Annotated in this window: 21 protein-coding genes; 7 read left to right on the top strand and 14 right to left on the bottom strand. The window is 59.1% G+C overall.

Translation table 11 applies throughout. From position 1 onward, the window contains the following. The first annotated feature begins 98 nt into the window (after positions 1–98). Positions 99–317 carry a YgdI/YgdR family lipoprotein gene (locus tag B4M48_RS00865; RefSeq protein ID WP_039379973.1) on the top strand — a complete coding sequence of 73 codons (219 nt, stop codon included), beginning with the start codon at positions 99–101 and terminating at the stop codon, positions 315–317. A gap of 143 nt (positions 318–460) precedes the next feature. After that, entirely contained in the window at positions 461–1501 is a 1041-nt protein-coding gene (locus B4M48_RS00860; protein WP_039379975.1) for an NADP(H)-dependent aldo-keto reductase, read from the top strand. Between the two features lie 221 nt (positions 1502–1722). Here the strand turns inward: B4M48_RS00860 and lplT are convergent, their stop codons facing one another. The 4 genes from lplT to B4M48_RS00840 all read right to left on the bottom strand — a co-directional run bounded on the left by lplT (position 1723) and on the right by B4M48_RS00840 (position 9694). Then, positions 1723–2922 carry a lysophospholipid transporter LplT gene (lplT, locus tag B4M48_RS00855; protein WP_071668557.1) on the bottom strand — a complete coding sequence of 400 codons (1200 nt, stop codon included), beginning with the start codon at positions 2920–2922 and terminating at the stop codon, positions 1723–1725. Further along, positions 2919–5069 carry a bifunctional acyl-ACP--phospholipid O-acyltransferase/long-chain-fatty-acid--ACP ligase gene (gene aas / locus B4M48_RS00850; RefSeq protein WP_039379979.1) on the bottom strand — a complete coding sequence of 717 codons (2151 nt, stop codon included), beginning with the start codon at positions 5067–5069 and terminating at the stop codon, positions 2919–2921. The genes lplT and aas overlap by 4 nt, the downstream gene beginning before the upstream one ends. 346 nt (positions 5070–5415) lie before the next feature. After that, the gene (locus B4M48_RS00845) at positions 5416–7146 is read right to left on the bottom strand and encodes a penicillin-binding transpeptidase domain-containing protein (RefSeq protein WP_071668559.1); all 1731 of its coding nucleotides are present in this window, start codon (positions 7144–7146) and stop codon (positions 5416–5418) included. Between the two features lie 274 nt (positions 7147–7420). Beyond that, a complete protein-coding gene (locus B4M48_RS00840; protein WP_039379984.1) occupies positions 7421–9694 on the bottom strand; it encodes a molybdopterin guanine dinucleotide-containing S/N-oxide reductase in 2274 nt (757 codons plus the stop codon). Positions 9695–9888: 194 nt separating this feature from the next. Here B4M48_RS00840 and galR point away from each other — a divergent pair, with 194 nt between their 5' ends. Beyond that, positions 9889–10890, top strand: a complete 1002-nt coding sequence (gene galR / locus B4M48_RS00835; protein WP_039379986.1) for an HTH-type transcriptional regulator GalR — start codon at positions 9889–9891, stop codon at positions 10888–10890. Between the two features lie 627 nt (positions 10891–11517). Here the strand turns inward: galR and B4M48_RS00830 are convergent. After that, positions 11518–11970: a GNAT family N-acetyltransferase gene (locus tag B4M48_RS00830; protein WP_175540455.1), complete on the bottom strand. Its 453-nt coding sequence runs from the start codon at positions 11968–11970 to the stop codon at positions 11518–11520. Beyond that, positions 11970–13223, bottom strand: a complete 1254-nt coding sequence (lysA, locus tag B4M48_RS00825) for a diaminopimelate decarboxylase (protein WP_039379991.1) — start codon at positions 13221–13223, stop codon at positions 11970–11972. The genes B4M48_RS00830 and lysA overlap by 1 nt, the downstream gene beginning before the upstream one ends. Positions 13224–13332: 109 nt before the next feature. On the opposite strand from lysA, the gene B4M48_RS00820 reads away from it, so the two are divergent. Then, positions 13333–14274 carry a LysR family transcriptional regulator gene (locus B4M48_RS00820; protein WP_094112156.1) on the top strand — a complete coding sequence of 314 codons (942 nt, stop codon included), beginning with the start codon at positions 13333–13335 and terminating at the stop codon, positions 14272–14274. On the opposite strand, the gene B4M48_RS00815 is transcribed toward B4M48_RS00820, so the two are convergent. Continuing rightward, entirely contained in the window at positions 14250–15413 is a 1164-nt protein-coding gene (locus B4M48_RS00815; RefSeq protein WP_071668563.1) for an MFS transporter, read from the bottom strand. The two genes, B4M48_RS00820 and B4M48_RS00815, sit on opposite strands and share 25 nt — an antisense overlap. Positions 15414–15704: 291 nt before the next feature. Between B4M48_RS00815 and B4M48_RS00810 the strand changes: the two genes are divergently transcribed. After that, a complete protein-coding gene (locus tag B4M48_RS00810; protein WP_039379998.1) occupies positions 15705–16331 on the top strand; it encodes a hypothetical protein in 627 nt (208 codons plus the stop codon). A 51-nt stretch (positions 16332–16382) separates the two neighbouring features. Here B4M48_RS00810 and lysS read toward each other — a convergent pair whose 3' ends face one another. The 5 genes from lysS to xerD all read right to left on the bottom strand — a co-directional run bounded on the left by lysS (position 16383) and on the right by xerD (position 22502). After that, positions 16383–17903 carry a lysine--tRNA ligase gene (gene lysS / locus B4M48_RS00805; protein ID WP_039380000.1) on the bottom strand — a complete coding sequence of 507 codons (1521 nt, stop codon included), beginning with the start codon at positions 17901–17903 and terminating at the stop codon, positions 16383–16385. A 9-nt stretch (positions 17904–17912) separates the two neighbouring features. Beyond that, positions 17913–19011 (bottom strand): peptide chain release factor 2 gene (prfB, locus tag B4M48_RS00800; RefSeq protein ID WP_104085475.1). Its coding sequence is split into 2 segments (ribosomal slippage): positions 17913–18935 and positions 18937–19011, totalling 1098 coding nucleotides; the frame shifts between segments, so codons are not numbered across the junction. A 94-nt stretch (positions 19012–19105) separates the two neighbouring features. After that, a complete protein-coding gene (gene recJ / locus B4M48_RS00795) occupies positions 19106–20830 on the bottom strand; it encodes a single-stranded-DNA-specific exonuclease RecJ (protein WP_039380002.1) in 1725 nt (574 codons plus the stop codon). Between the two features lie 9 nt (positions 20831–20839). Further along, positions 20840–21553: a bifunctional protein-disulfide isomerase/oxidoreductase DsbC gene (dsbC, locus tag B4M48_RS00790; protein WP_071668566.1), complete on the bottom strand. Its 714-nt coding sequence runs from the start codon at positions 21551–21553 to the stop codon at positions 20840–20842. A 22-nt stretch (positions 21554–21575) separates the two neighbouring features. After that, complete coding sequence (xerD, locus tag B4M48_RS00785) at positions 21576–22502, bottom strand: site-specific tyrosine recombinase XerD (RefSeq protein WP_104085473.1); 927 nt, start codon at positions 22500–22502, stop codon at positions 21576–21578. Between the two features lie 68 nt (positions 22503–22570). Here xerD and fldB point away from each other — a divergent pair, with 68 nt between their 5' ends. After that, the gene (gene fldB / locus B4M48_RS00780) at positions 22571–23089 is read left to right on the top strand and encodes a flavodoxin FldB (protein ID WP_071668567.1); all 519 of its coding nucleotides are present in this window, start codon (positions 22571–22573) and stop codon (positions 23087–23089) included. On the opposite strand, the gene B4M48_RS00775 is transcribed toward fldB, so the two are convergent. Together B4M48_RS00775 and sdhE are read right to left on the bottom strand one after the other, a co-directional pair. After that, entirely contained in the window at positions 23086–23502 is a 417-nt protein-coding gene (locus B4M48_RS00775) for a protein YgfX (protein ID WP_288655760.1), read from the bottom strand. The two genes, fldB and B4M48_RS00775, sit on opposite strands and share 4 nt — an antisense overlap. After that, the gene (sdhE, locus tag B4M48_RS00770) at positions 23477–23743 is read right to left on the bottom strand and encodes an FAD assembly factor SdhE (RefSeq protein WP_039380010.1); all 267 of its coding nucleotides are present in this window, start codon (positions 23741–23743) and stop codon (positions 23477–23479) included. Before sdhE ends, B4M48_RS00775 begins: the two co-directional genes overlap by 26 nt. 226 nt (positions 23744–23969) lie before the next feature. Here sdhE and ygfZ point away from each other — a divergent pair, with 226 nt between their 5' ends. Further along, positions 23970–24953, top strand: a complete 984-nt coding sequence (gene ygfZ / locus B4M48_RS00765; RefSeq protein WP_039380012.1) for a tRNA-modifying protein YgfZ — start codon at positions 23970–23972, stop codon at positions 24951–24953. Positions 24954–25003: the final 50 nt, after the last annotated feature.

Here is a 25003-nt window from a genome sequence, read left to right as displayed (position 1 = left end):
CGCTATCTCTCGCTTTTTTAAGAATCATGCGATTACTTCGTCAGGTAAAAGCATTTATTACTACACTTTTGCAGTTGGAGCAGCTCAGGGAGCGGATAATGAAAGGGTTAGCGGGTGTAGCGGGTTTACTGCTGGCAGCGTCAGTGCTGAGCGGTTGCAGTAGTGACTATGTGATGGCAACAAAAGATGGCCAGATGATTATGACCGAGGGCAAGCCCTCGATCGATAAAGAGACCGGCCTGGTTGAGTACACCGATCGGCAGGGTCACGTTATGCAGATCAACGGTGATGAAGTTTCCACCATCATTGAACGTTAAGTGCCAGATTACCCGGCCTGCACGGCGTTTTCCTCCGTGCAGGCGATTTCCCGGAGTTTCCCCTCTTCCTTCCTCTGTGTCAGACAGGCTATAGTCCGAAAGGACAGAACATTCCGTTTCATAATGAAAAAAGGAAGCCGGCAATGCATTATCACCGTATCCCCCATAGTACGCTGGAAGTCAGTCAACTGGGGCTAGGCACGATGACGTTTGGTGAGCAAAACAGCGAAGCCGACGCCCACGAACAACTCGATTACGCTGTGAGCCAGGGCATCAATCTGATCGATACCGCAGAGATGTACCCGGTTCCGCCGCGTCCTGAAACCCAGGGATTAACTGAACAATACATTGGCAGCTGGCTGAAAAAGCGCGGCAGCCGCGATAAAGTGATCCTCGCCAGCAAAGTCGCCGGGCCGGTTCGCGGCAGCGACGCGCTGATCCGCCCGCATCAGGCGCTCGATCGCAAAAACATTCGCGAAGCGCTGGATGCCAGCCTGAAGCGTCTGAATACCGACTACCTCGATCTTTATCAGCTGCACTGGCCGCAGCGCCAGACTAACTACTTTGGCAAGCTCGGCTACGAGTACAGCGAAAGTACCGCGACCGTGACCCTGCTGGAGACGCTGGAAGCGCTGACCGAACAGGTGCGCGCCGGTAAGATCCGCTACATTGGCGTTTCGAATGAGACCGCCTGGGGCGTAATGCGCTATCTGCAGCTGGCTGAAAAACATGAGCTGCCGCGGATTGTGACGATTCAGAACCCTTACAGTCTGCTGAACCGCAGCTTTGAGGTTGGGCTGGCCGAGATTAGTCAGCATGAAGGCGTGGAGCTGCTGGCTTACTCAAGCCTCGCATTTGGTACTCTGAGCGGCAAGTACCTGAATGGCGCGAAGCCCGCTGGCGCCCGCAACACGCTGTTCAGCCGCTTTACCCGTTACAGCAGTGAGCAGTCGCAACAGGCGATCGCCGCCTATGTCGACCTGGCAAAGCAGCATAATCTGGATCCATCGCAAATGGCCCTCGCCTATGTGCGCCAGCAGCCGTTCGTTGCCAGTACCCTGCTGGGCGCGACCACGCTGGAGCAGCTGAAAACGAATGTGGAGAGTTTTAATCTGACGCTGAACGCCGATGTGCTGGAAGCGCTGGAAACCATCCACCGGCAGTATACCTATCCCGCACCGTAATTTTTCAGGGTTATATGAATACGGCGGAGATTAACGCAAGGGCGTCATTAATGACGCCCTTTTTGATTGCGGTGAAATCGTATAAACGCAGGTGCATCGATACATACGCCAGGGTCGCATAAATGCGACCCCTACGGGAATGTTGAATCATGCGATGGGAATTCGTAGGGGCGTCATTAATGACACCCTTTGAATGCACCAGGGCCGCATAAATGCGGCCCCTACGGGGATACGGGACGCGCTTTCCACCACAGCAGCGCGATTGCGGCGGCAAATACTATGCCAAAGCCTGTGCCGGTGGCAATCGCCGGGGCACCGAGCTTAATCGCCAGGGTATAGAGACCCAGCATCAGCAGCATGGCGCTATTCTCGCCGAGGTTCTGCACGGCAATTGCATTACCTGAACCCACGCTCGCCTTACCGCGCTCCTGCAGCAGTGCGTTGAGCGGCACCACAAAAAAACCGCCCAGGGCGCCGATCGCCATCAGCAGGAGATAAGCGTTCAGCAGCGTGGTTTGCAGCGAAAACAGCACCACCATCACTCCTATCAGCACCCCTGCCGGCATACAGCGCCGCACCGTCTGCAGCGTCACCAGCTTAGCCGCCGCCGCCGCGCCCAGTACAATTCCTATCGCTACCATGGCGTTGAGGGTGGTGGGCGTTTTGTTATCGGTAATGCCTAAGGCCACCGGCACCCAGAGCACCAGCAGGAAACGCAGTGTGACCCCTGCTCCCCAGAACAGACTGGTACCCAGCAGGGAAAAACGCGTCTCGCCGTTATGCCACAGCTGGCGTGCTGCACCGCTGAAGCTGCGCAGCATCCTGAGCGCATGCCAGCTCTGACCGGGACGCGCCGCGCTGAGGCGGGGAATGAAGAGATTGGCGACGACCGCCAGCGCGTAGGTCAGCGCACAGGCGGCCAGCGCCATCAGCAGATGCCAGTCCGCCAGTATCCCGCCCGCTACCGAACCGAGCAGAATGGCCGCGATGGTCGATGCCTCCATCAGCCCGTTGGCTTTCACCAGACGTTCACCGCTGGTGATTTCCGTCAGAATGCCATACTTCGCCGGCGAGTAAGCGGCCGCGCCGATGCCCACCAGCGTATAGCCGAGAAACGGATTAAAGCCGAAACAGATGGTCAGCGCACCCAGCAGCTTCAGACTATTCGCCAGCATCATCACCCGTCCTTTGGCGAAGCTGTCGGCCATCTGCCCGACAAACGGCGCCAGCAGAATATAGGTGGCGACAAACAGCATCTGCAGGACCGGCTGGCTCCAGTCGGGGTAGAACTGATTTTTCAGCACTGCCAGCGTGGCAAACAGCAGCGCGTTATCACCAAAAGCGGAAAAAAACTGCGCCACGATCACGGCAATCATACCGCGCGACAGCAGCGGAGCGCGGGCCTCCCCATGCTGGCTCATGCTCTCTCCTCTTCCGCCAGCTGCTTCAGGCTGACGTAGTCTGGCTTACCGCTGCCGAGCATCGGCAGCTGTTTCATGACGCGGATATCGCGCGGCACCGCCAGCTCTGGCGCACCGGTTTCACGCGCCGCCTGCAGCAGCTGCTCGCGCGTCAGCTCGCTGTCGGTGGTAAACAGCACCAGCGCTTCGCCGCGATTACCGTCCGGACGCAGCGAGGCGGCATGCTGTTTTTCACCGGAGGCTTTCAGCGCAATCTGTTCAACGCTCTCCAGCGACACCATCTCACCGGCTATCTTGGCAAAGCGCTTCGCCCGGCCCTGAATCTGACAAAAACCGCCTTCATCGAAACTGACAATATCACCGGTATCATACCAGCCCGCCTCCATCACACCTTCGCCGTTGTCCGCCACGGGCGGTTCCAGCACGCCGGGCGCGTCAACACGCAGATAGCCATTCATGATATTCGGGCCGCGCAGCTGCAGCCGGCCACCCTGCTCAATGCCCGGCACTGAAATCAGACGGGAATCCATGCCGGGCAGCAGACGGCCAACGGTATGCGTGCGGGCAGCCATCGGCACGTTGATCGCCACAACCGGCGCGCACTCGGTGACGCCATAGCCCTCAAGAATACGAATACCGTATTTCTCCATATAGAGCTGGCGCGTGCCTTCCTGCAGCTTCTCCGCACCGGCTACCACGTAGCGCAAACGGGCAAAATCATAGGGGCTGGCGAAGCGCGCGTAGTTACCCAGAAACGTTGACGTACCGAACAGAACGGTGCAGTTGCGGTCATAAACCAGCTCCGGCACGATGCGATAGTGCAGCGGACTGGGATAGAGGAAAACCTGCGCCCCGGTGAGCAGCGGCGTGAAGAGGCCCACCGTCAGGCCGAAGGCGTGAAACAGCGGCAGCGCTGACATAAAGCGATCGCGCGGCGTAAAGTCGGCCACGGTGCGGATCTGCTCCACGTTAGCCAGCAGGCTCTTATGAGAATGCACCACCCCTTTAGGATGGCCTTCCGAACCAGAGGTAAACAGCACCATCGCCGCCTCTTCCGGCTGCTGCGCCAGCTGTGCCCGGCGCGGCAGCAGCAGATGGCCAAGGATCCATAGCTTATCCTGCAGCGTTACCGTCTCTTTAAGATCTTCGAGGTAAATCCATTCGACTTCAGTCAGCCCCTGCGGCAGATGCCACAGGTTGCCTTTTTCCAGAAACTGGCGTGAGGTAAACACGGTTTTTACCTGCGAGGCGGTCAGCGCGGCACGCATGCCGCTGACGCCAGCCGTATAGTTGAGCATGGCCGGGACGCGCCCGCGCATGGATGCACCGAGGATCGCTGCAGCAGTCACGGTAGCATTAGGCAGCAGCAGACCAATATATTCTCCCTGCCGGCTGTAGCGCTCAAGAATACGTCCCACCCCGAGCGCCTTTTTCAGCAGCCCGGTGTAGCTGTCCGGCTGAAAATTCACATCTTCAATACAGGCTTTGGTCAGTCCGTAGCGGGTACGCGCGCTGAGAAAAGCTTCGTAGAGCGTTTCGCGCGGGCGCACCGCCATGCGCGCTTCCATCATAATATGGTGCAGGTGTTCACCTGCCAGCACGCGCCGGTCGCGGGCGCGTTTCGCCTCCGGCATCGGAATATGGGTCGCTGGCAGCACGCTCAGCGTAATCCGGGGAAACAGGCGACGCTTAAATACCCCGCCAAGACGGCCAAACGGCGTGTACTCCGCTCCCTCAATGCGCATCGGCACCACCGTCGCGCCCGATTTCGCCGCCACAAAGCCGGCACCGCTGTAGATCTTCATCAGCGACCCGGTCACGGTGATACGACCTTCCGGGAAAATCACCACCGGGCGGCCGGTGTTAATCATGCGAACCAGATGTTTGATCGACATCGGCTTAGTGGGATCGAGCGGGACAAAGTCGATAATCGGTTTCAGCAGGCGCATATACCAGCGGGTGCTGATAGCAGAATAGACCGCAAATACCGGCCTGATCGGTAAAAACAGCGCAACCAGCACGCCATCCAGAAAGGACATATGATTAGGCGCGATCAGCACTTTCTCTTTATGCAGCGCCGTAAGATCGCCGCGCAGCTCCACGCGCCATAGCAGGCGACAGAGAGTGCGCAAAAGGGTAAATAGCATGCCAGCTCCTTAGCAAGGTCAAAAATGGTAATTACCTTGCAGGATTTGCCGGGCGGCGACAAGTACAGAGCAGAATTAAAGCGGAGTCCCTGACAAACAGCGATGCGGGGCCGCAAAAAAAAGATAAAAAAAACCCACGCGTCTGCGTGGGTCGGTGCAACCGAACAGGGTTATACCTGCAGTGCAGGTATCGCTGCCGCAGCAGCCGATCTTCACACCAATCATACCTCTGGGATCGCTATCGTCGCGCAGCAGCCTGCGAAATAACAGCGGCTAAACGCAACCGTATTCAGCGAAATGCAACCAGGTATGAACAGCACATCCTGCTGGTTACATTTTGATTTAGCTAGGATTTATCTGACGGTGGCTTGCTGTAAAGCGCATCCGGCGCAATGTTCATGTGCTTCAGCACCGGTCCCATAATATTGCCGAAGATGGGCGCGGCCACCGAGCCGCCGAAGTGATCGCCCGCGGTCGGATGGTTGATCATCACTACCAGCGCCACCTCCGGATGGCTGGCTGGCGCGATCCCGGCGGTATAGTTCACGTAACCGCCATCATATTTGCCGCTGCTGCCCATCTTCTCTGCGGTACCGGTTTTGGTCGCCAGGCGATAACCTGGTACCGCAGCCTTGATACCGGTGCCGCCCGGCAGCACGTCACTCTCCAGCATATGCACCACGGTCTGTACAATCTGCGGATTGGCTACCTGTTTGCCCAGCACCGGTGGCGTGACTTTGGTTATCGACAGCGGACGATAAACGCCAAACGAGCCCAGCGTGGCATATTCGCGCGCAATCTGCAGCGGCGTCACGCGCAGGCCGTAACCAAAGGAGAAGGTTGCACGTTCAATGTCCGCCCAGCGCTCGCGATGCAGCGGAAAGTAGCCCACGCTCTCACCGGTTAATCCCAGTCCGGTAGGCTTGCCGAGACCAAATGCCTGATAGGTGTTGACCAGCGCTTCCGCCGGCATCGCCAGCGCAATATGCGATACGCCGATATCACTCGATTTTTGCAAAATGCCGGTCATGGTGAGACGCGGCCAGTGGCCGACGTCGCGGATAAGATGGCCATTGACGCTGTAGGGGGTGGTATCAATCACCGAGTCAGGCCTCACCAGATGGCGCTCCAGACCCTCCATCACTACCAGCGGTTTGACCGTTGAGCCGGGTTCAAAGCTGTCATTGATGGCGACGTTACGCATCTGCGCGGGTGTCGCCTTGTCGAAATTATTCGGGTTGAATGAGGGATACGATGCCATTGCCAGAATTTCACCGGTATCGATCTTCACCAGCACCGCGGCGCCGGAGTCCGCTTTGTTCAGCAGCACGCCGTCGCGCAGCCTGCTGTAGAGGGTAAACTGATCAAACTTGTCGATGCTGAGCTGCACCGTGGGCGGCTGCTTCGGCGGCTCATAATCGATCATCGAAATGATATTGCCCTCGCCATCCTGGCGATAGACCTCTTTGCCTGGCTCGCCCTGCAGCACCCGATCAAACCCTTTCTCCAGCCCGTTAAGCCCGTTGCTGTCAGCTCCCACAATGCCAATCAGCGGCGCAGCCGCTTCACTCATCGGATAAAACCGGCTGTCGTTATAGACCGAGCTGATCCCTTTCAGGTGCAGTTTGGCGATATCTTTGGCGATCCCCAGCTCAATCTTACGTCCCAGATAGAGAAACCGCTTTTTCGGGTTAGCCGTAATCTGCGCCTGCAGATCTTCCGGCCGCATGCTGAGCGCCGCCGCCAGATAGCCCCACTTTGCGCTGCTGAAGTCGGGATTCGCCTCCAGCACTCGTTTAGGATCGGCAATGATGTCGCGCGACGGTACGCTCAGCGCCAGCGCCTGGCCGTCGCGATCCAGCAGCGTGCCGCGATTCGTGGGCAGCGTAACGGTGCGCAGCGAGCGCTGATCCGCTTCATGCTCCAGCATCGGATGGTTGATCAGCTGCAGATCGCCGACGCGGGCGAGCAGCAGTCCCATACAGGTCAGCACGCCCAGACAGATCAGACGAAAACGAAACGGGTTAAACGGGGCTTTAATCTGGTCTTTACCCAGAAATTTTTTAATCGGAGGCATAGCATTCCGCTGCGGTGAGAGTCGTTATCCAGACTGGTTATCGGCTGTTATAAAGAAAGGCCTGGCAAGTTGACAGGAAAACTGTGTTTCAGTTATTTGCAGAGATGACGGACAAAAAAAACCTGCGCATCTGCGCAGGTTGGTGTAATCAAGAAAACGTTTTGATGTTCACCCATCAATACCTCTGGGACCCTGACTGTAGCAAGCCAGCTGACAGCCCTGCACCTGCTTAAACGCAACAGTTGCCCGCAAAATGTAACCAGCGGTGAGATTGTTAGTGGTTTGTGCAACCGTGATGTTTTCTGACTTCGACCAGGCAGCTCATGGCGTTCGGTCCCTGCGTCAGGGAAGAGGTCCCGATATCCAGCGTCAGTACGTTCGGGTTGCCGGCGCGATCCCACGGCTGCCACGTGCCGCCAAAGCCGGGATCGAACCATGCACCGGTCGCGATAATCAGTACGCCCGGCGCGACGCCGTCGGTCAGGCGCACGCCGGCCAGCATACGGCCGCGCGCATTGCTTACCTCAACCACCTCCCCGTCGGCAATGCCGCGCTGCGCGGCATCCTGCGGATGCATCGACAGCGTCTCATGCCCGGCAGTTTTATTGGCCTGAACGGCAGGGGTTGCATCCAGCTGGCTGTGCAGCCGGTCGGCAGGCTGCACTGAGATCATATGCAGCGGATAGTCGCTGCTCAGCGGCGCACCCAGCCACTCCTGCGGCTCACACCAGGTGGGATGACCCGCGAAGTCATCCAGCTGATAGTCCGCAATGGTCTGGCAAAAGAGCTCAATTTTGCCGCTGGCGGTGGCGATGGGATGCGCCTGCGGATCGGCGCGAAACTCCTCCATAAAGATATAGGGTTTCCCGCCCTCGGGGATCTCCACAAACCCGCGCTCCCAGAACTCACTGAAGGCCGGGAAAGCGATACCGCGCCGCGCATGTGCCTGTGCGCACTGCTGATAAAGATGCTCAATCCACTGCATCTCGTTGCGCCCTTCCGTGAAGCGGTCGCGATAACCGAGGCGATCGGCGATGTCAGCAAAAATATCGAAGTCGTTGCGTGCCTGATGCTGTGGCCTGACTGCCTGGTGCATCGCCAGCACAAAGCGATCGCGCGACGATCCGCCAATATCGTTGCGCTCCAGCGTGGTTGTCACCGGCAGCACAATGTCCGCCATCTGCGCCGCAGGCGTCCAGACAATATCCTGCACAATCACCGTATCGGGTCGCTGCCAGCCGGCGACCAGCCGGTTAAGCTGCTGGTGATGATGAAACGGATTACCGCCCGCCCAGTGCACCAGATGGATATCAGGATAGTGCAGCGTCTCACCGCAGAAGTCGTAAGGTTCGCCTGGCTGCAGCAGCATGTCGCTGATGCGCGCTACCGGAATCGCCAGATTGGCCGGATTAGGCCCGGTGCTCATCATCGGCGCCGGTCCCTCCTGACGCGGATTGCCTACGCTGTTCATTGAGCCATGCCCGAATGAGAAGCCTGCGCCCGGCAGGCCCGGCTGACCCAGCATGCAGGAGAGCGCAATCATCATCCAGTAGGGCTGCTCACCGCGGTGGGCGCGCTGCACGGAGTAAGCGCTGGTCATAAAGCTGCGCCTGCCCGCCAGCTGCTGTGCCAGCTGTGCGATACGTGCGGCCGGAATAGCGGTAATGGCGCTCGCCCAGGCTGCGGTTTTTGCCACGCCGTCGCTTTCGCCCAGCAGGTAAGCGCGCAGCTGCGGCCAGCCGGTGCAGTGCGTAGCGAGGAAGGTGTCGTCAGTGGCGCCGTTGCGCAGGATCTCATAGCCCAGCGCCAGCATCAGCGCGACATCGGTATTGGGGCGAATCGGGATCCATTCGGCGTTTAGCCACGCCGGACAGTCATCGCGCTGCGGGCTGATGTTGATTACCGGAGTGCCCCTGGCGCGCAGCTGCTCCAGCGCCGGCTTCAGGCTGTGCTGCCCCGCTCCGCCGGACGCGACCTGCGCATTTTTCAGCGCCAGGCCACCAAAGGCGACAAAAATCTCCGCATGCTCCACCACCTGCGGCCAGTCGGTTACGCGCCCGGTCAGCGGCATGTAAGTGCCAATCACATAGGGCAGGAAGAACTGGGCGGCGCCCCAGCTGTAGTTGCCCTGCTGATCGACCCCGCCGCCGCCCTGAAAATAGAAACGCCGCACCAGCGTCCGCGCATGGTTCACCCGTCCGGCCGAGGACCAGCCGTAAGAGCCGGTAAAGATGCCGGCTGCCCCGTAGCGCTCGCGTACGCGGCGGTTCTCTTCTGCGACCAGATCGAGCGCGGTATCCCAGCTGACCGGCACAAAGTCTTCACGCCCGCGCAGGGTGCGATCGCTGTTCTCGCGCGATTTCAGCCACGAGCGGCGCACCATTGGCTGGCGGATACGCCTGTCGGAGTAAACCAGCTCGGGGATGGTGTGGATCATCGGTGAAGGATCGGTATCGGCAAAGAAAGGTTCGCAGCCTGTCAGGCGACCATCTTCCGTCACGGCGGTAAAAGCGCCCCAGTGCGCCAGGTGCGGCACGCGTGTTTTCATGAGAGTGTCCGGCAGATAAACAGAGAATGCGCGGCAGCATAGCATGAGGCAGCAGTCCGCCAGAAGCCTGCCTGTGAGCGGCTGATTTTCCGCGCTTTTGCGACAACGCTGGCATTCTGATCGCTTGCGGCCCAGGGGCTTTTCCGTAACACTGATGCGATGTGTAAACGTTTTCCCTGGATGTCGATAATTGCATGGCTACCATAAAGGATGTTGCCCGTATGGCCGGGGTGTCGGTTGCGACCGTTTCCCGTGTTATCAATAACTCTCCCAAAGCCAGCGAAGGTTCACGCCTCGCGGTAACCCAGGCGATGGAGCAGCTGCAGTATCACCCTAACGCCAATGCGCGCGCGCTGGCACAGCAATCTACTGAAACGCTGGGGCTGGTGGTGGGTGATGTATCCGACCCTTTTTTTGGCGCGATGGTAAAAGCGGTGGATGAAGTGGCAGGCGAGACCGGCAACTTTCTGCTGATTGGTAACGGTTACCATAATGAACAAAAAGAGCGGCAGGCGATTGAGCAGCTGATGCGCCATCGCTGCGCGGCGCTGGTGGTGCATGCCAAGAAAATCCCGGCAGACGATCTGGAGATGCTGATGCGTCAGGTGCCGGGTATGGTGCTGCTGAACCGGCTGATCCCGGGCTTTGAGTCACGCTGTATTGCGCTTGACGATCGCTATGGCGCCTGGCTCGCCACCCGGCATCTTATTCAGCAGGGCCATACGCACATCGCTTTTATCTGCTCCACGCACACCATTTCTGATGCAGAGGATCGCCTGCAGGGCTATTACGATGCGCTGCGGGAACACGGCCTGCCCTGTAACGACCGCCTGGTGGCCTGGGGTGAGCCTGATGAAACAGGCGGTGAGCAGGCGATGACGGAGCTGCTGGGCCGCGGCAAGTCTCTGACGGCCGTCGCCTGCTATAACGACTCGATGGCTGCTGGCGCGCTGGCGGTGCTAAGTGATAACGGCATCCGCGTACCAGAGGAGATGTCACTGATCGGGTTTGATGATGTGCTGGTGTCACGTTACGTGCGTCCGCGCCTTACTACCGTGCGCTACCCTATTGTCACTATGGCGCAGCAGGCGGCACAGCTGGCGCTGGCGCTGGCACACGGCAGCGAGCTGCCTGAAGTCACCAATATGTTCAGTCCGACGCTGGTGCGGCGTCACTCGGTGGGTGGGCCTGGATAAGTGATGCGCCGGGAGCTTTGCGCTAAGCAGCGCGCGGCACCGGAGGGGTTCCGCCCGCCAGGCTTCTGGCAGTTTCAGCGGCATCTCCGCACGCGGACGGGCTAAGGGGCGGGTGGGCGCGCCCCTTAGCAATCCGCGCCCGGCGCTGCGGATAGCGCCCCCCTCCCCGCCTGTAAATTCTTCATTTCTCTTTTTTAAATTTGGTGTGATGTGGTGTGAAGCTCTCCTGCAAGACTCACAGCTATAAAAAATCTAAGAGAAAGAAAAAAATCAGCAGCGGCGGGAAGCGCCAGCCGGGTCCGCCGAGGGAGGGCACGGTTCCGGGATGAGCCGACAGGACGTCGGCGAAAGGGCGCGGTGAGCAGGAGCGAATGGCGCCCGGTCTCAGGGAAGCGGGCGTGAGCGAGGGAACCGCGCAGCGGCGGACGGGGCTGGCGCAGGGCCGGGGAGTGCAGAGGGCGCGGCCAGGCGTCCTCTGCCCGGTCGCCGTGCCGGAGCACAGGCTGCTGCCGCCGCTGACGGCGAACGGAACCAGCCTCGGGGCCCCGTAGCGAACGGAACCAGCCCCCGGGCCCCGCAGCGAACGGAACCGGCGCTCGCGCCCGTGGCGAACGGAACCAGCTCCCGTCACAGATCCTGCTTATACACCCTCACCCGCTCGGCGGGAAACTCCAGCGCTTCGCAGACATACTCCCAGCCGTGCCGCTCGTAGTAGCCGGAAAACGTTGACCAGAGCCAGATACGCGCGTGGCCGCGATCGCGGGCGAAATCGATCACGTGCTGCTGCAGCGCCTCGCTCACGCCCTGACCGCGTGAGGCGGGATCGACATAGAGCGCTGCCGCCCACGGCCAGAGATCCTGGCGGCTGATCAGATCGCAGCGCCAGAAACCGATAGTGCCCAGCGGAATATCGTGCGCGTCCAGTGCGACAAACGTCACCGGCAGATCGGCACCGTTCAGGCTGCTGCGCACGACACTGTGATAAAACTCACGCGTTGTGCCATCGCCAAACGCCTGCCACAGCCAGTCAGTTATCTGACTGGCGTGATGCGGCACGCTGCTGAGCGGCAAAATACGCATCAGTTCAGCTCCAGCGCCAGCAGCTCCTGAATCGTCTGCGCGCGGCGGATCTCACGCACGCTGCCGTTTTCAAATAGCACTTCCGGGATCAGCGGGCGGCTATTGTAGTTAGAGGACATGGACGCGCCGTAAGCACCGGTGTCGTGAAACACCAGATAGTCGCCAGGCTGCACCGCAGGCAGCGCGCGGGTCTCTACCTTGCCGCCCTCCTGCTGGGTAAACACATCGCCTGATTCACACAGCGGCCCGGCCACCACGCTCTCCTGCGTGACTGCCTCCGGCGTGCTGCCATCGGCTGGCAGCACCGAAATATGGTGATAGCTGCCATACATAGCCGGACGCATCAGATCGCTGAAGCCTGCATCAACCAGCACAAAGTGGCGACTGCCCATCGCTTTAACCGCCCGTACCTGTGAAACCAGTACGCCCGATTCAGCCACCAGGAAGCGTCCCGGCTCAATTTCCAGCTTTACCGGATGCCCGAGGTGGTCGGCAATGCGATCGCGCGCGCGGCTCCAGAGGCCAAAGTAGTGATCGGTATCGATCGCTTCTTCACCAAAATGATAGGGAACGGAGAGACCGCCGCCGGCTGAGATGGCGCTGAGATCCTGACCAAACGCAATCACCTGATCGACCATGGCGTCACACACCTGCTGCAGATGCGCATAATCCACGCCGGAGCCGATATGCATGTGCAGCCCCACCAGCTGCAGACCGTGCTGCTGAATCGCAGCCAGCGCCAGCGGCAGATCGCCATACCAGATGCCGTGCTTGCTGTTTTCGCCGCCGGTATTGGTTTTCTGGCTGTGACCGTGACCAAAACCAGGATTGATACGCAGCCACACTTTATGGCCCGGCGAACGCGCGCCCAGCTGGTGCAGCATATCTACCGAACCGGCGTTTACCGGTACCTGCAGCTCAGCCACGCGCTGAAGCGTCGGCAGATCCAGCAGGTCCGCCGTAAACACAATGTCCTCACCGCCCGGTTCAAATCCCGCCGCCAGCGCGCGTTCAATTTCACCCAGCGAGACGGAATCGACTTTTACCCCGGCCTGACGCATCAGGCGCAGAATATGAATGTTTGAGCAGGCTTTCTGCGCAAAGCGCACCACATCAAACTGGCTGAGCTGCGCAATACGCTGCTGAATAATGGCGGCGTCATAGGCCCAGAACGGACCGCTGTAGCGCTGCGCCAGCGGCAGCAGATGGGTAGCGTTAAGCGCAGATTCGGTGGTGTCTAACGGACGTGGCATAACAATTCTCCTGTACTGTTGCCCTCATTTAGCCACACCACATCAATTCACAGAAATATCTGTTTTAGCGGCAGCTATGCAAATATGATATGCCTTTAATGGAGGAGCGATGGCGAACATCAACTGGCGGCATATTGAGATTTTCCATGCGGTGATGACCAGTGGCAATCTGACGCAGGCCGCCGCGCTGCTGCACACTTCGCAGCCCACCGTCAGCCGTGAGCTGGCGCGTCTGGAGCAGCAGCTGGGACTGACGCTGTTTGAGCGGGTGCGCGGTCGTCTGCAGCCCACGATGCAGGCGCTGAGTCTGTTTGAAGAGGTGCAGCGCTCCTGGTACGGACTGGACCGGATTCTCGATGCGGCGGAAGGATTACGGCAGTTCCGGCATGGCGAGCTGTCGGTGGCCTGCCTGCCGGTATTTTCCCAGTCGCTGCTGCCGCCTCTGCTGCAGCCCTTTATGCAGCGCTATCCGCAGGTGAATCTGAACATCATTCCGCAGGAGTCGCCGCTGCTGGAGGAGTGGCTGTCGGCGCAGCGCTACGATCTTGGCCTGACTGAGACACAGCATGCGCCATCCGGCACGGAACGCCTCTCGCTGCTGACCTGCGATGAAGTGTGCGTTTTGCCGCCGCAGCATCCGCTCTGTCAGCGTGATGTGCTGACACCTGCCGATTTCCATCAGCAGAATTTTGTCAGCCTGTCGCGGCATGACAGCTATCGTCAGCTGCTGGATGCGCTGTTTCTGGAACAGAAGGTTGAGCGACGGCTGGTGCTGGAGACGCACAGCGCCGCGTCGGTATGCGCGATGGTGCGCGCCGGGGTTGGCTTATCGATTGTAAATCCGCTCACCGCGCTGGATTACGCGGCGAGCGGCGTGGTGATGCGGCGTTTCAGTATCAGCGTGCCGTTTACCGTGAGCCTGATCCGCCCTCAGCACCGGCCCGCCTCTGCGCTGGTTGACCGCTTCTGCCACCACCTGCAGCAGCAGGTGGCAGCATTTCCGGGGCTTATCGCCGCGCAGCTTGATCAGACGCGGACCGTATCGCCCTGACCGTTAGCGTTGCGGAAGGTGATGACACACACCACCAGGCCGACAGCGGCGATGGCGGCAGCCGCAACCGGCACTGCCGTCAGGCCGTAGCCGCGCGCAATAACGGCGCCGCCTACCCAGGCACCCAGCGCGTTACCCACGTTAAAAGCAGCGATGTTGAGCGTGGAAACCAGGTTCGGTGCCTCTTTGCCGTGGCGCACCACGTTGATCTGCAGGCCGGGTACAGTGGCAAACGTCGCCATGGCCCACAGGAACAGCGTAATTTCAGCCAGCCAGAGCGCATGGCTGGTCCAGCTGAAGAGCAGTGAGAACAGCGCAATCAGTGAGAAGCTGAGGATCAGGCTGAAAGAGACTTTCCAGTCCGCCAGCTTGCCGCCAATGATATTACCTGCCGTCAGGCCGGCGCCAATCAGGAACAGCGTCCAGCTCACGCCGCGGTCGCTGATGCCGGTGACCTGAAGCAGCAGCGGCGCAATATAGCTGAACAGCGCAAACATCGCCGCGGCAAAGCAGACCGTCATCAGCAGCGACAGCCAGAGTCGTCCGTTGGCCAGCGCACTAATCTCACTGGCCAGATGAACCGGCTTCTCTTCTTTATTTGCCGGCAGGCTGACAATCAGGGCGATAAACGCCAGAATGCCGATAATCGCCACGCCCCAGAAGGTGGCACGCCAGCCAAACAGCTGACCAAACCAGGTGCCAAGCGGCACGCCAAGCACGTTTGCCAGCGTCAGCCCGGTAAACATCAGCGCCACCGCTGACGCCTGACGGCCGGGCGCCACCAGGCTTGCGGCCACTACCGATCCAATGCCAAAAAACGCGCCGTGGCAGAGTGCGGTGACCACACGCGCCAGCATCAGCAGGTTATAGCTATAGGCCAGCGCGCAGAGCACGTTACCGATAATAAAGATCACCATCAGCAGACTCAGCGTGCGTTTGCGCGGCAGGCTGGCGGTCAGCAGCGCCATAATCGGCGCGCCAATCGCCACGCCGAGCGCGTAACCGCTGATCAGCCAGCCGGCTGAAGGAATCGACACCTGCAGATCGCCTGCCACTTCCGGCAGCAACCCCATGATGACAAACTCCGTGGTGCCAATGGCGAACGCACTCAGCGCCAGCGCCAGTAATGCAACAGGCATAACACACTCTCCCAAGATAATTTTGCAGGCGGGCCGTACTGCGAACACAGCACGGTAAAACAGAACGCTTATTAATATTTGAACTGCGTCACGCTGCATTAAAACACAGCCCTGGCAGCGCAACCACCCTGTGCGCCGCAAGGCTATGTTGCCGGCGCAGCAATAATCAGCGCCGGTCCGGCTTGTGGCGCGGTGGCGGATAGTGATAGCGTTGCCCGGTTTTCAGCCGGCGGAAGCGGGTAACGGTCAGAACGCAGCGCGCAGGTGAGCGCCCCACAGGAGAAAAAAGAGATGCGCTGGATAATTGCGCTGGCGGCGTGCTGCCTCAGCGGCTGCTCGGTTGGACACTATGAATACAGTAAAGAAGCTGCGCGCCGGGTGGATATGACCGTTACCGGTATTCCCACCATTCTTGGGGTCGGCACGCTGGGCACGACTATCCCGCTCACCGCCGACTACAGCCTGACGGCGGCACACGTGGCGAAATACTCACTCTACCGGGTAAAAGCCTGGCACCCCGACTGCGATCTCGCCGTGGTTTACCATAAAAACCGGGCGGGCAACCTGCCGCCGGCGTTCCGTAACGGCCACATTGGCGATCGCGTAAATCTTTATGGCTATAGCTTTATCTCTGCCCTGCCGGTCGCCTCCAGCGGAGAGAACCTGGTGAATACCACGCTGGTAAACAGCTGGAACAAAGCAAACTGTGTGGTGGTGGCGGCCAGTGCTGGCGTAGTGAAAGGTATGTCAGGCGGCGCAGTCTATAACGCCAGTGATGACACGCTGGCTGGGGTGATCACAGGATACAGCCGGCGGATCGATGATAACCAAAGCGGAAAAAGGCTGTATAGCGATGTGGCACTCTACATACCCTATGCGCGCTTTCAGACGTGGCTGGCAGAGGCGATCGCGCCGTGATAACTGCTGCCCGACTCTCGCCAGCGGGAGAGAGACGGGCAGCGCCTGCCGTTACTTCGCCGTCGGGCGCAGCGCCGGGAACAGGATCACATCGCGAATGGTGTGGCTGTTGGTAAACAGCATCACCATACGGTCGATACCGATACCGAGGCCAGCCGTTGGCGGCAGTCCGTGCTCCAGCGCGGTTACGTAATCTTCATCGTAGAACATCGCTTCATCATCGCCGGCATCTTTTGCATTCACCTGCTGCAGGAAACGCTCTGCCTGATCTTCAGCGTCGTTCAGCTCTGAGAAGCCGTTACCGATCTCGCGACCACCAATAAAGAACTCAAAGCGATCGGTGATTTCCGGGTTCTCATCATTACGGCGCGCCAGCGGTGAAACCTCTGCCGGGTATTCGGTGATGAAGGTTGGCTGAATCAGATGGGCTTCCGCCGTCTCTTCAAAGATCTCCGTTACCACGCGGCCCAGACCCCAGCTTTTTTCCACTTTGATATGCAGCGCACTGGCGATCGCTACCGCTTTATCAAAATCTTCCAGGTCAGCCAGGTCCGTTTCCGGACGATATTTTTTGATCGCTTCACGCATCGTGAGCTTCTCAAAAGGCTTACCGAAGTCAAAGGTATGTTCGCCATAGGCCACTTCAGTGGTGCCCAGTACGTCCTGCGCCAGCGTGCGGAACAGGCTTTCGGTCAGCTCAATCAGATCTTTGTAATCTGCATACGCCATATAGAGTTCCATCATGGTGAACTCAGGATTATGGCGCGGCGAGATGCCTTCGTTACGGAAGTTACGGTTGATCTCAAACACGCGATCGAAGCCGCCTACAACCAGACGCTTCAGATAAAGCTCCGGCGCAATACGCAGATACATATCGATATCCAGCGCATTGTGATGGGTGATGAAAGGACGCGCAGAAGCGCCGCCCGGGATCACCTGCATCATTGGCGTTTCCACTTCCATAAAGTCGCGGTTTACCATGAACTGGCGAATACCCGCCATGATTTTCGAGCGTACCTGGAAGGTGTGGCGCGATTCATCGTTGGAGATGAGATCAAGATAGCGCTGACGATAGCGCGTCTCCTGGTCAGCCAGGCCGTGAAACTTGTCCGGCAGCGGACGCAGCGCTTTGGTCAGCAGGCGCAGTTCTGAGATATGGATTGAAAGCTCGCCGGTTTTGGTTTTGAACAGCTTACCGCGTGCACCCAGAATATCGCCCAGATCCCACTTCTTGAACTGCTCGTTATAGACGCCTTCCGGCAGATCGTCACGTGAAACGTAGATCTGGATCTGACCGCCAACATCCTGCAGCGTGGCAAACGACGCTTTACCCATGATGCGGCGCGTCATCATACGACCGGCAACGCTCACTTCCACGCCCAGCGCTTCCAGCTCTTCGTTGCTCTTGTCGTCATAGCTGGCGTGCAGCCGATCGGAGGTGGTGTCACGACGGAAATCGTTGGGAAACGCCACGCCCTTTTCACGCAGCGCGCTGAGTTTTTCGCGACGCGCTTTCAGTTCATTATTTAACTCAAGTGCGGCGTCAGCGTTCTGCGGTTGTTGTTCAGACATGTCGGTTCCTTATAGCCCTGCTTTTAAACTTGCTTCAATAAAACGATCCAGATCGCCATCCAGCACCGCCTGAGTATTGCGGGTCTCTACGCTGGTGCGCAGATCTTTGATGCGGGAGTCATCCAGCACGTAAGAACGAATCTGGCTGCCCCAGCCGATATCCGATTTGTTCTCTTCTGCGGCCTGCTTGTCAGCATTTTTCTTCTGCATCTCATATTCATAGAGCTTGGCGCGCAGCTGTTTGAAGGCCTGGTCTTTGTTCTTGTGCTGTGAACGGTCGTTCTGACACTGCACCACAATGTTGGTCGGCAGGTGGGTAATACGCACCGCAGACTCCGTTTTGTTAACGTGCTGACCGCCCGCACCTGATGCGCGGTAGACGTCAATGCGCAGATCGGCCGGGTTGATATCGATATCGATATTGTCATCCACTTCCGGATAGATAAACACCGAACTGAACGAGGTGTGACGACGGCCGCCGGAGTCAAACGGACTCTTGCGCACCAGGCGATGGACGCCGGTTTCCGTACGCAGCCAGCCGTAGGCGTAGTCACCAATCACCTTGATGGTGGCGGATTTGGTGCCCGCAACTTCGCCTTCCGACTCTTCAATGATCTCGGTTTTAAACCCTTTGGCTTCTGCCCAGCGCAGATACATGCGCAGCAGCATGCTGGCCCAGTCCTGCGCTTCCGTACCGCCGGAGCCTGCCTGAATATCCATGTAGCAGTCGGCGCTGTCATACTCGCCTGAGAACATGCGGCGGAATTCCAGCTCACCCAGCTTTACTTCCAGCGCGTCGAGCTCAACCACGGCTTCGTTGAAGGTTTCTTCATCGTCCGCTTCAACCGCCAGCTCCAGCAGTCCCTGCACATCTTCCAGGCCCTGGTGCATCTGATCGAGGGTTTCAACGACGGCTTCGAGCGACGCGCGCTCTTTGCCGAGCGCCTGCGCGCGTTCAGGTTCATTCCAGACGTCCGGCTGCTCCAGCTCGGCGTTTACTTCTTCAAGACGTTCTTTCTTGGCATCGTAGTCAAAGATACCCCCTAAGAACGCCGCTGCGCTCGCTAAGGTCCTGGATACGATTTTTGACCGGATTAATTTCAAACATGGCTTTTCAGTCTTTTTTGGCGATACGGTGAGAAAAGATAAAGTAACGCATGAGTTTACCCGAAAGCGCGCGCGGTTTGTAGCGGCGCGCGCGGTCAGAGCGGCCAGATATGATCGATTATCAGCTGCACGGAACGGTTACCGCGATACTCGTTGATATCCAGCTTATAGGCCAGCTCAACCTGCCGCACGCTGGTGTCCGGCCAGAGGCGGGTATCAACATTAAACGCGATACCGTCCAGCAACGGTCCGCCGCCGACCGGTTCCACCATCACCTTCAGGTGACGCTCGCCCACCAGCCGCTGCTGCAGCAGTTTAAATTTGCCGTCAAACACCGGTTCCGGGAATGCCTGTCCCCACGGCCCCGCCTCACGCAGCATTTCAGCGGTATGCAGGCTGAACTCCTGCGCGTGCAGCTCACCGTCAGACCAGACCACGCCCTGCAGCGCTTCTCCATCGAGCCACTCATCAATCAGCGCGGCAAAGCGCTCGCGAAACGCGTCATACTTATCCGTTTCCAGCGAGAGTCCCGCCGCCATCGCATGGCCGCCGAACTTGATAATCAGCCCCGGATAGAGCGTATCCAGCCGCTCCAGCGCGTCACGCAGGTGCAGTCCGGCGATTGAGCGACCCGATCCTTTTAGCGTGCCATCGCCCGCGGGCGCAAACGCAATGACCGGCCGGTGAAAACGCTCTTTCAGGCGCGATGCGAGGATCCCGACCACCCCCTGGTGCCATTCGGGGTGATAAAATGCCAGGCCCAGCGGCAGGTCGCTATGCTGACGCTCCAGCGCATCGCACAGCGCCAGCGCTTCGCTTTTCATGCCCTGTTCAATTTCTTTGCGCGTCTGGTTCAGCGCATCCAGCTCGCTGGCCAGCATGCGCGCCTGCGCAATATCCTCGGTCAGCAAGAGCGCCACGCCAACCGACATATCGTCAAGCCGCCCCGCCGCGTTAAGGCGCGGGCCAACGGCAAAGCCGAGATCGCTGGCTGCCAGCTGACGCGCATCGCGGTTTGCGATCTCCAGCAGCGCCCGAATACCGGCGCGGCATTTACCGGCGCGAATGCGGCTCAGCCCCTGCCACACCAGAATGCGATTGTTCGCATCCAGCGGCACCACGTCCGCTACGGTGCCGAGCGCGACCAGATCGAGCCACGCGGCCAGATTGGGTTCGCTGCGCTGGGGGGTAAACCAGCCCTGCTCGCGCAGATGCGCGCGCAGCGCCAGCATCAGGTAGAACGCCACGCCGACGCCTGCCAGCGCGCGCGACGGAAAAGCGCTGTCGCTGAGGTTAGGATTAACAATAGCGTCGGCGGCCGGCAGCGTTTCGCCCGGCAGATGGTGATCGGTGATCAGGACCGGGATGCCGTGCGCTGACGCCGTTTCGACGCCCGCGTGCGAGGAGATGCCGTTATCCACGGTGAGGATCATCTCCGCGCCGCGCGCACGCGCCTGCTCCACCACTTCCGGACTCAGGCCATAGCCATCGTCAAAGCGGTTAGGCACCAGGTAGTCCACGTTGCCGCCCATGCTGCGCAGCGCCAGCACGGTCAGTGCGGTGCTGGTCGCGCCGTCGGCGTCAAAATCGCCGACGACCATAATGCGCTGGCCGCCCGTAAGCATCCGGTGCAGCAGCGCAACCGCAGCCTCTATACCGCCGAGGCTCTGCCACGGCAGCAGATATTTTGCCCCGCGCTCCAGCTCTGCTGCGGTTTTAACGCCGCGATGCAGATAGAGACGGCGCAGCAGAGGCGGCAGGTCGTCAGGCAGGCTGGCATCAGCCGGCAGCGTGCGCCGACGCAGTTCTGTAGTGTGCATCACTGTGAATTAACCGCCCCGCTTCTGACCATCAAGCACCTGTTTCAGCTCCTGCGGACCCTGATAGCCCGGGATCATCATACCGCTGTCGGTAAGAATGGCGGGCGTACCCTGAATGCCGAACAAAATGCCGAGTTTGTAGTGCTTATCGAGATTGAGGCTGCAGGTCGCTGGCGCATCCATCTGCGGCGTATCGCCTTTCATCGCCTGATCGAACGCTTTGTTGCGATCGGCACTGCACCAGATCGCCTTCATCGCTTTCTCAACCTGACCGTTCAGCCCTTCGCGCGGGAAGGCGAGATAGCGCACCGTGATACCCAGCGCGTTGTAGTCCGCCATCTGCTCATGCAGCTTACGGCAGTAGCCGCAGGTGATATCGGTAAACACCGTAATGACGTGCTGCTCTTTCGGCGCTTTATAGACAATCATTTCCGGCGCCAGCGCGGCGACTTTTTTGTCCAGCAGCTGGTTGGTGACATTAACCGGCTGTGCGCCGCTGACGTCATACAGCGGGCCCTGAATCATATGTTTGCCATCTTCAGTAATGTAAATCACGCCGCTTTCCGTCAGCACGGTTTTCATGCCCGGCAGCGGCGAGGGCTGTATCTCAGCCTGCTGCAGACCCACTTTTTTCAGCGTCTGCTGAATAGCGCTGTCATCAGCCTGTGCCAGAGCGGAAAAGGCGCTGACCAGCAGCGCCAGAACGGTAAACTGTTTTTTCATCATAAATCCTTGTTGCCGCTGCTCAGGCGCGCGGATGGTGCTGTTGATGTAACTGACGCAGCCGCTCGGTGGCAACATGCGTATAAATCTGGGTGGTCGACAGGTCACTGTGGCCCAGTAGCATCTGTACGACGCGCAAATCAGCGCCGTGGTTCAGTAAATGTGTGGCAAATGCATGCCGCAGCACGTGCGGTGACAGTTTATCGCTGTCGATACCCGCCAGCGTCGCGTAGTGCTTGATGCGGTGCCAGAAGGTCTGACGCGTCATCTGCTGCGCGCGCTGGCTGGGAAACAGAACGTCCAGCGTCTGTCCGTTTAGCAGCCACGGCCGGCCATATTCCATATAGTGCTCTAACCAGTGGATCGCTTCTTCACCTAATGGCACCAGCCGCTCTTTATTACCTTTACCGATAACGCGCACCACTCCCTGCCGCAGGCTGACATCGCTGATGGTCAGCCCGACCAGCTCTGAGACGCGCAAACCGGTGGCATACAGCACCTCCAGCATCGCTTTATCGCGCAGCTCCAGCGGAATATCTGTGGCCGGCGCCTGCAGCAGCCGGTCTACCTGACTCTCGCTGAGATCTTTCGGCAGCCGCTGTGGCAGCTTAGGGGCGGAGAGCAGCGCGCTGGGATCGTCACTGCGCAGCTTTTCACGGTAGAGATACTGAAACAGCCGGCGCATGGCGCTCAGCGTGCGGGCTGAACTGGTGGCCTTATAGCCACCTTCAATACGCTCGGCAAGAAACTGCTGCAGATCCAGCGCCTGCAGCGTCAGCAGCGTCAGATTGTGATGCTGCAGCCATGCGGTGAGGGTTTGCAGATCCTGACGATAAGAGGCCAGCGTATTTTGCGCCAGATTACGCTCCAGCCAGAGCGCATCAAGAAACTGTTCAATCAGATCGCTATCCTGCACGTTATCCTCTCGCCAGTGTGAAATCGTGCTCATTATGCCTTAAAGCAGAGGGGTTCTGGTACAATTGCGCCAGAGTGAGTTTCATACAGAGCATTAACCGCATGAATATCGGACTTTTTTACGGTTCAAGTACCTGTTACACCGAGATGGCAGCGGAAAAAATCCGCGACTTTATTGGTGAAGAGCTGGTGACGCTGCACAACCTCAAAGATGATGACCCCTCGCTGATGGAGCAGTATGACCTGCTGATCCTCGGTATTCCAACCTGGGATTTTGGCGAGCTGCAGGAGGACTGGGAAGCGGTATGGCCGCAGCTGCCGGGACTTAACCTGCAGGGGAAAATTGTGGCGCTGTACGGTATGGGCGACCAGATTGAGTACAGCGAGTGGTTTCTTGATGCGCTGGGCATGCTGCACGAACTGCTGCTGCCGATGGGCGTGCAGTTTGTCGGCTACTGGCCGCTGGAGGGGTATACCTTTACCAGCCGCAAGCCGCTGACCGCTGACGGCACACAGTTTGTAGGTCTGGCGCTGGATGATGTTAACCAGTTTGAGCAGAGCGACGAGCGTATTGAGCAGTGGTGCGAGCAGATTCTCACGGAAACAGCTGACCGGCTTTAACGCTGGTCTGCCGCGCCACTGAGCGCGTCCTGCGCGCGCAGCTGCCGCCAGCTGCGCATCGTCATGGCGTCCTGCATCAGCCAGAAACGCCAGCGCTGGCCCTGCGCATTCTGCAGGGTCAGCAGCACGCCCCACGGCTGCCATTGCGCCGTCCGGGCGGTATACCAGCGGGTTCCCTGCCAGCCCCAGCTTCCCTGAACATCCCGCGTCAGCTCGCCGCAGCGTTGCCGTAAGCGTCGCTCAGTGCGCCAGCTTTCCGCCAGCACCGCGATGGAAAGCAGCGCCTGCAGCACATGCCACTCCGCAGGCCATACGAACAGCAGCAGCGTCACGCAGCTGAAACCCGCCGCCAGATTTGCCAGCCGGGCGCTGCGTGAAGGACGCAGGCTACATTGCCACCGGACCGCGTTCACGGTTGCGCTGCTGGATCAGTTTTACCATGCGCTTAAACTCGGGATCCGCGGGCTCGCCGTGGTCCATCATCCAGTTAAACAGATCCGGATCGTCACTCTTCAGTAAAGCAACAAACACCCGCTTATCTTCATCACTCAGCGAATCATACTCATAGTGAAAAAAAGGCATAATGGAGACATCAAGCTCAAGCATGCCCCGACGGCAGGCCCACTTAACGCGTGATTTATCATGAATATCCATGTGTCGTGTTCCACGGCTGTAAACAGTGGGGTCAGTGTACCTGCTTTTTTTACCTGCTGCAGGCTGAGTGCTGTTTCCTGCGCAGGATTACGCAAAGCGGCAGGCTGTGTTGCCGCATCATCACGCGATTTGTGCGCCCGGTTCCGTAAACAGTTTGCATTGCCCCGCTGCTCTTTTAACATTGAACAAACAACTCCGGACAAACTTGATTAATCAGGATGGACACATGCCGATTTTTACCCTCCCTCCCCGCCAGCCTGTCGCTGCGGCACGCCTGCCCCTGACGCTGATGTCGCTTGATGAGTGGGCGCTGGTGGCGGTACAGGGCAAAGACAGCACCAGCTATCTGCAGGGACAGCTGACGCTGGATGTCGCAACGCTGACCAGTGAGCAGCATCGTCAGGCTGCCCACTGCGACGCCAAAGGCAAAATGTGGAGCAACCTGCGTCTGTTTCATCGCGGCGAGGGATACGCTTATCTGGTGCGCCGCAGCCTGCGTGACCAGCAGATTGCTGAACTGAAAAAATATGCGGTGTTTGCCAAAGTGACCATCGAAGCTGACGATGAAGCTGTCGTACTGGGCGTTGCCGGCTTTCAGGCGCGTGCGGCACTGACGAATCTGTTTGCCACGCTGCCGGATGCCGCGCATGCGGTAGTGCAGCAGGATGAGAGCACGCTGCTGTGGCTGGATCAGCCTGCGGAACGTTTTGTCGTGATTACTACCCCCGCCAAAGCGGAAGCGATTAAAGCGGCACTGGAGGGTGAGGCGCAGTTCAACGACAGCAGGCAGTGGCTGGCGCTGGATATCGAAGCGGGTATTCCGGTTATCGATAGCGCTACCAGCGCCCAGCTGATCCCGCAGGCCACCAACCTGCAGGCGCTGGATGCAATCAGCTTTAAGAAAGGTTGCTATACCGGTCAGGAGATGGTCGCGCGGGCGAAGTTCCGCGGTGCCAACAAGCGTGCCCTGTTCTGGCTGGCGGGTAGCGCCGGTAAAGTACCGGAAGCGGGGAGTTCAATGGAGCTGCAGATGGGCGATCGCTGGCGGCGTACCGGCACGGTACTGTGTGCGGTACAGCTTGAGGATGGCAGCGTCTGGGTGCAGATGGTGATGAATAACGATCCGGAACCAGATGCGATCCTGCGTGCTGAAGGCGATGAAGGTGGTGAACTCACCATTCAGCCACTGCCTTACGCGCTGGACGCGTAAGAGGCACAGAGCGGGAGGCCGTCCGGCGTCCCGCTGCAATGCGCATAAAG

Origin of the sequence: Pantoea sp. UBA6567 (genome assembly GCF_002434165.1) — a bacterium.
Classification (GTDB): domain Bacteria; phylum Pseudomonadota; class Gammaproteobacteria; order Enterobacterales; family Enterobacteriaceae; genus Pantoea; species Pantoea eucrina.
This window is presented reverse-complemented; position numbering and strand designations above follow the sequence as displayed.

Coding starts and splice junctions, on each gene's coding strand:
- B4M48_RS00865 (WP_039379973.1), top strand. CDS start 99: ATGAAAGGGTTAGCGGGTGTAGCGGGTTTACTGCTGGCAGCGTCAGTG.
- B4M48_RS00815 (WP_071668563.1), bottom strand. CDS start 15,413: ATGCCTGTTGCATTACTGGCGCTGGCGCTGAGTGCGTTCGCCATTGGC.
- B4M48_RS00840 (WP_039379984.1), bottom strand. CDS start 9,694: ATGAAAACACGCGTGCCGCACCTGGCGCACTGGGGCGCTTTTACCGCC.
- dsbC (WP_071668566.1), bottom strand. CDS start 21,553: ATGAAAAAACAGTTTACCGTTCTGGCGCTGCTGGTCAGCGCCTTTTCC.
- lplT (WP_071668557.1), bottom strand. CDS start 2,922: ATGAGCCAGCATGGGGAGGCCCGCGCTCCGCTGCTGTCGCGCGGTATG.
- B4M48_RS00860 (WP_039379975.1), top strand. CDS start 461: ATGCATTATCACCGTATCCCCCATAGTACGCTGGAAGTCAGTCAACTG.
- B4M48_RS00810 (WP_039379998.1), top strand. CDS start 15,705: ATGCGCTGGATAATTGCGCTGGCGGCGTGCTGCCTCAGCGGCTGCTCG.
- aas (WP_039379979.1), bottom strand. CDS start 5,069: ATGCTATTTACCCTTTTGCGCACTCTCTGTCGCCTGCTATGGCGCGTG.
- B4M48_RS00820 (WP_094112156.1), top strand. CDS start 13,333: ATGGCGAACATCAACTGGCGGCATATTGAGATTTTCCATGCGGTGATG.
- xerD (WP_104085473.1), bottom strand. CDS start 22,502: ATGAGCACGATTTCACACTGGCGAGAGGATAACGTGCAGGATAGCGAT.
- B4M48_RS00845 (WP_071668559.1), bottom strand. CDS start 7,146: ATGCCTCCGATTAAAAAATTTCTGGGTAAAGACCAGATTAAAGCCCCG.
- lysA (WP_039379991.1), bottom strand. CDS start 13,223: ATGCCACGTCCGTTAGACACCACCGAATCTGCGCTTAACGCTACCCAT.
- B4M48_RS00830 (WP_175540455.1), bottom strand. CDS start 11,970: ATGCGTATTTTGCCGCTCAGCAGCGTGCCGCATCACGCCAGTCAGATA.
- lysS (WP_039380000.1), bottom strand. CDS start 17,903: ATGTCTGAACAACAACCGCAGAACGCTGACGCCGCACTTGAGTTAAAT.
- fldB (WP_071668567.1), top strand. CDS start 22,571: ATGAATATCGGACTTTTTTACGGTTCAAGTACCTGTTACACCGAGATG.
- recJ (WP_039380002.1), bottom strand. CDS start 20,830: ATGCACACTACAGAACTGCGTCGGCGCACGCTGCCGGCTGATGCCAGC.
- galR (WP_039379986.1), top strand. CDS start 9,889: ATGGCTACCATAAAGGATGTTGCCCGTATGGCCGGGGTGTCGGTTGCG.
- ygfZ (WP_039380012.1), top strand. CDS start 23,970: ATGCCGATTTTTACCCTCCCTCCCCGCCAGCCTGTCGCTGCGGCACGC.
- sdhE (WP_039380010.1), bottom strand. CDS start 23,743: ATGGATATTCATGATAAATCACGCGTTAAGTGGGCCTGCCGTCGGGGC.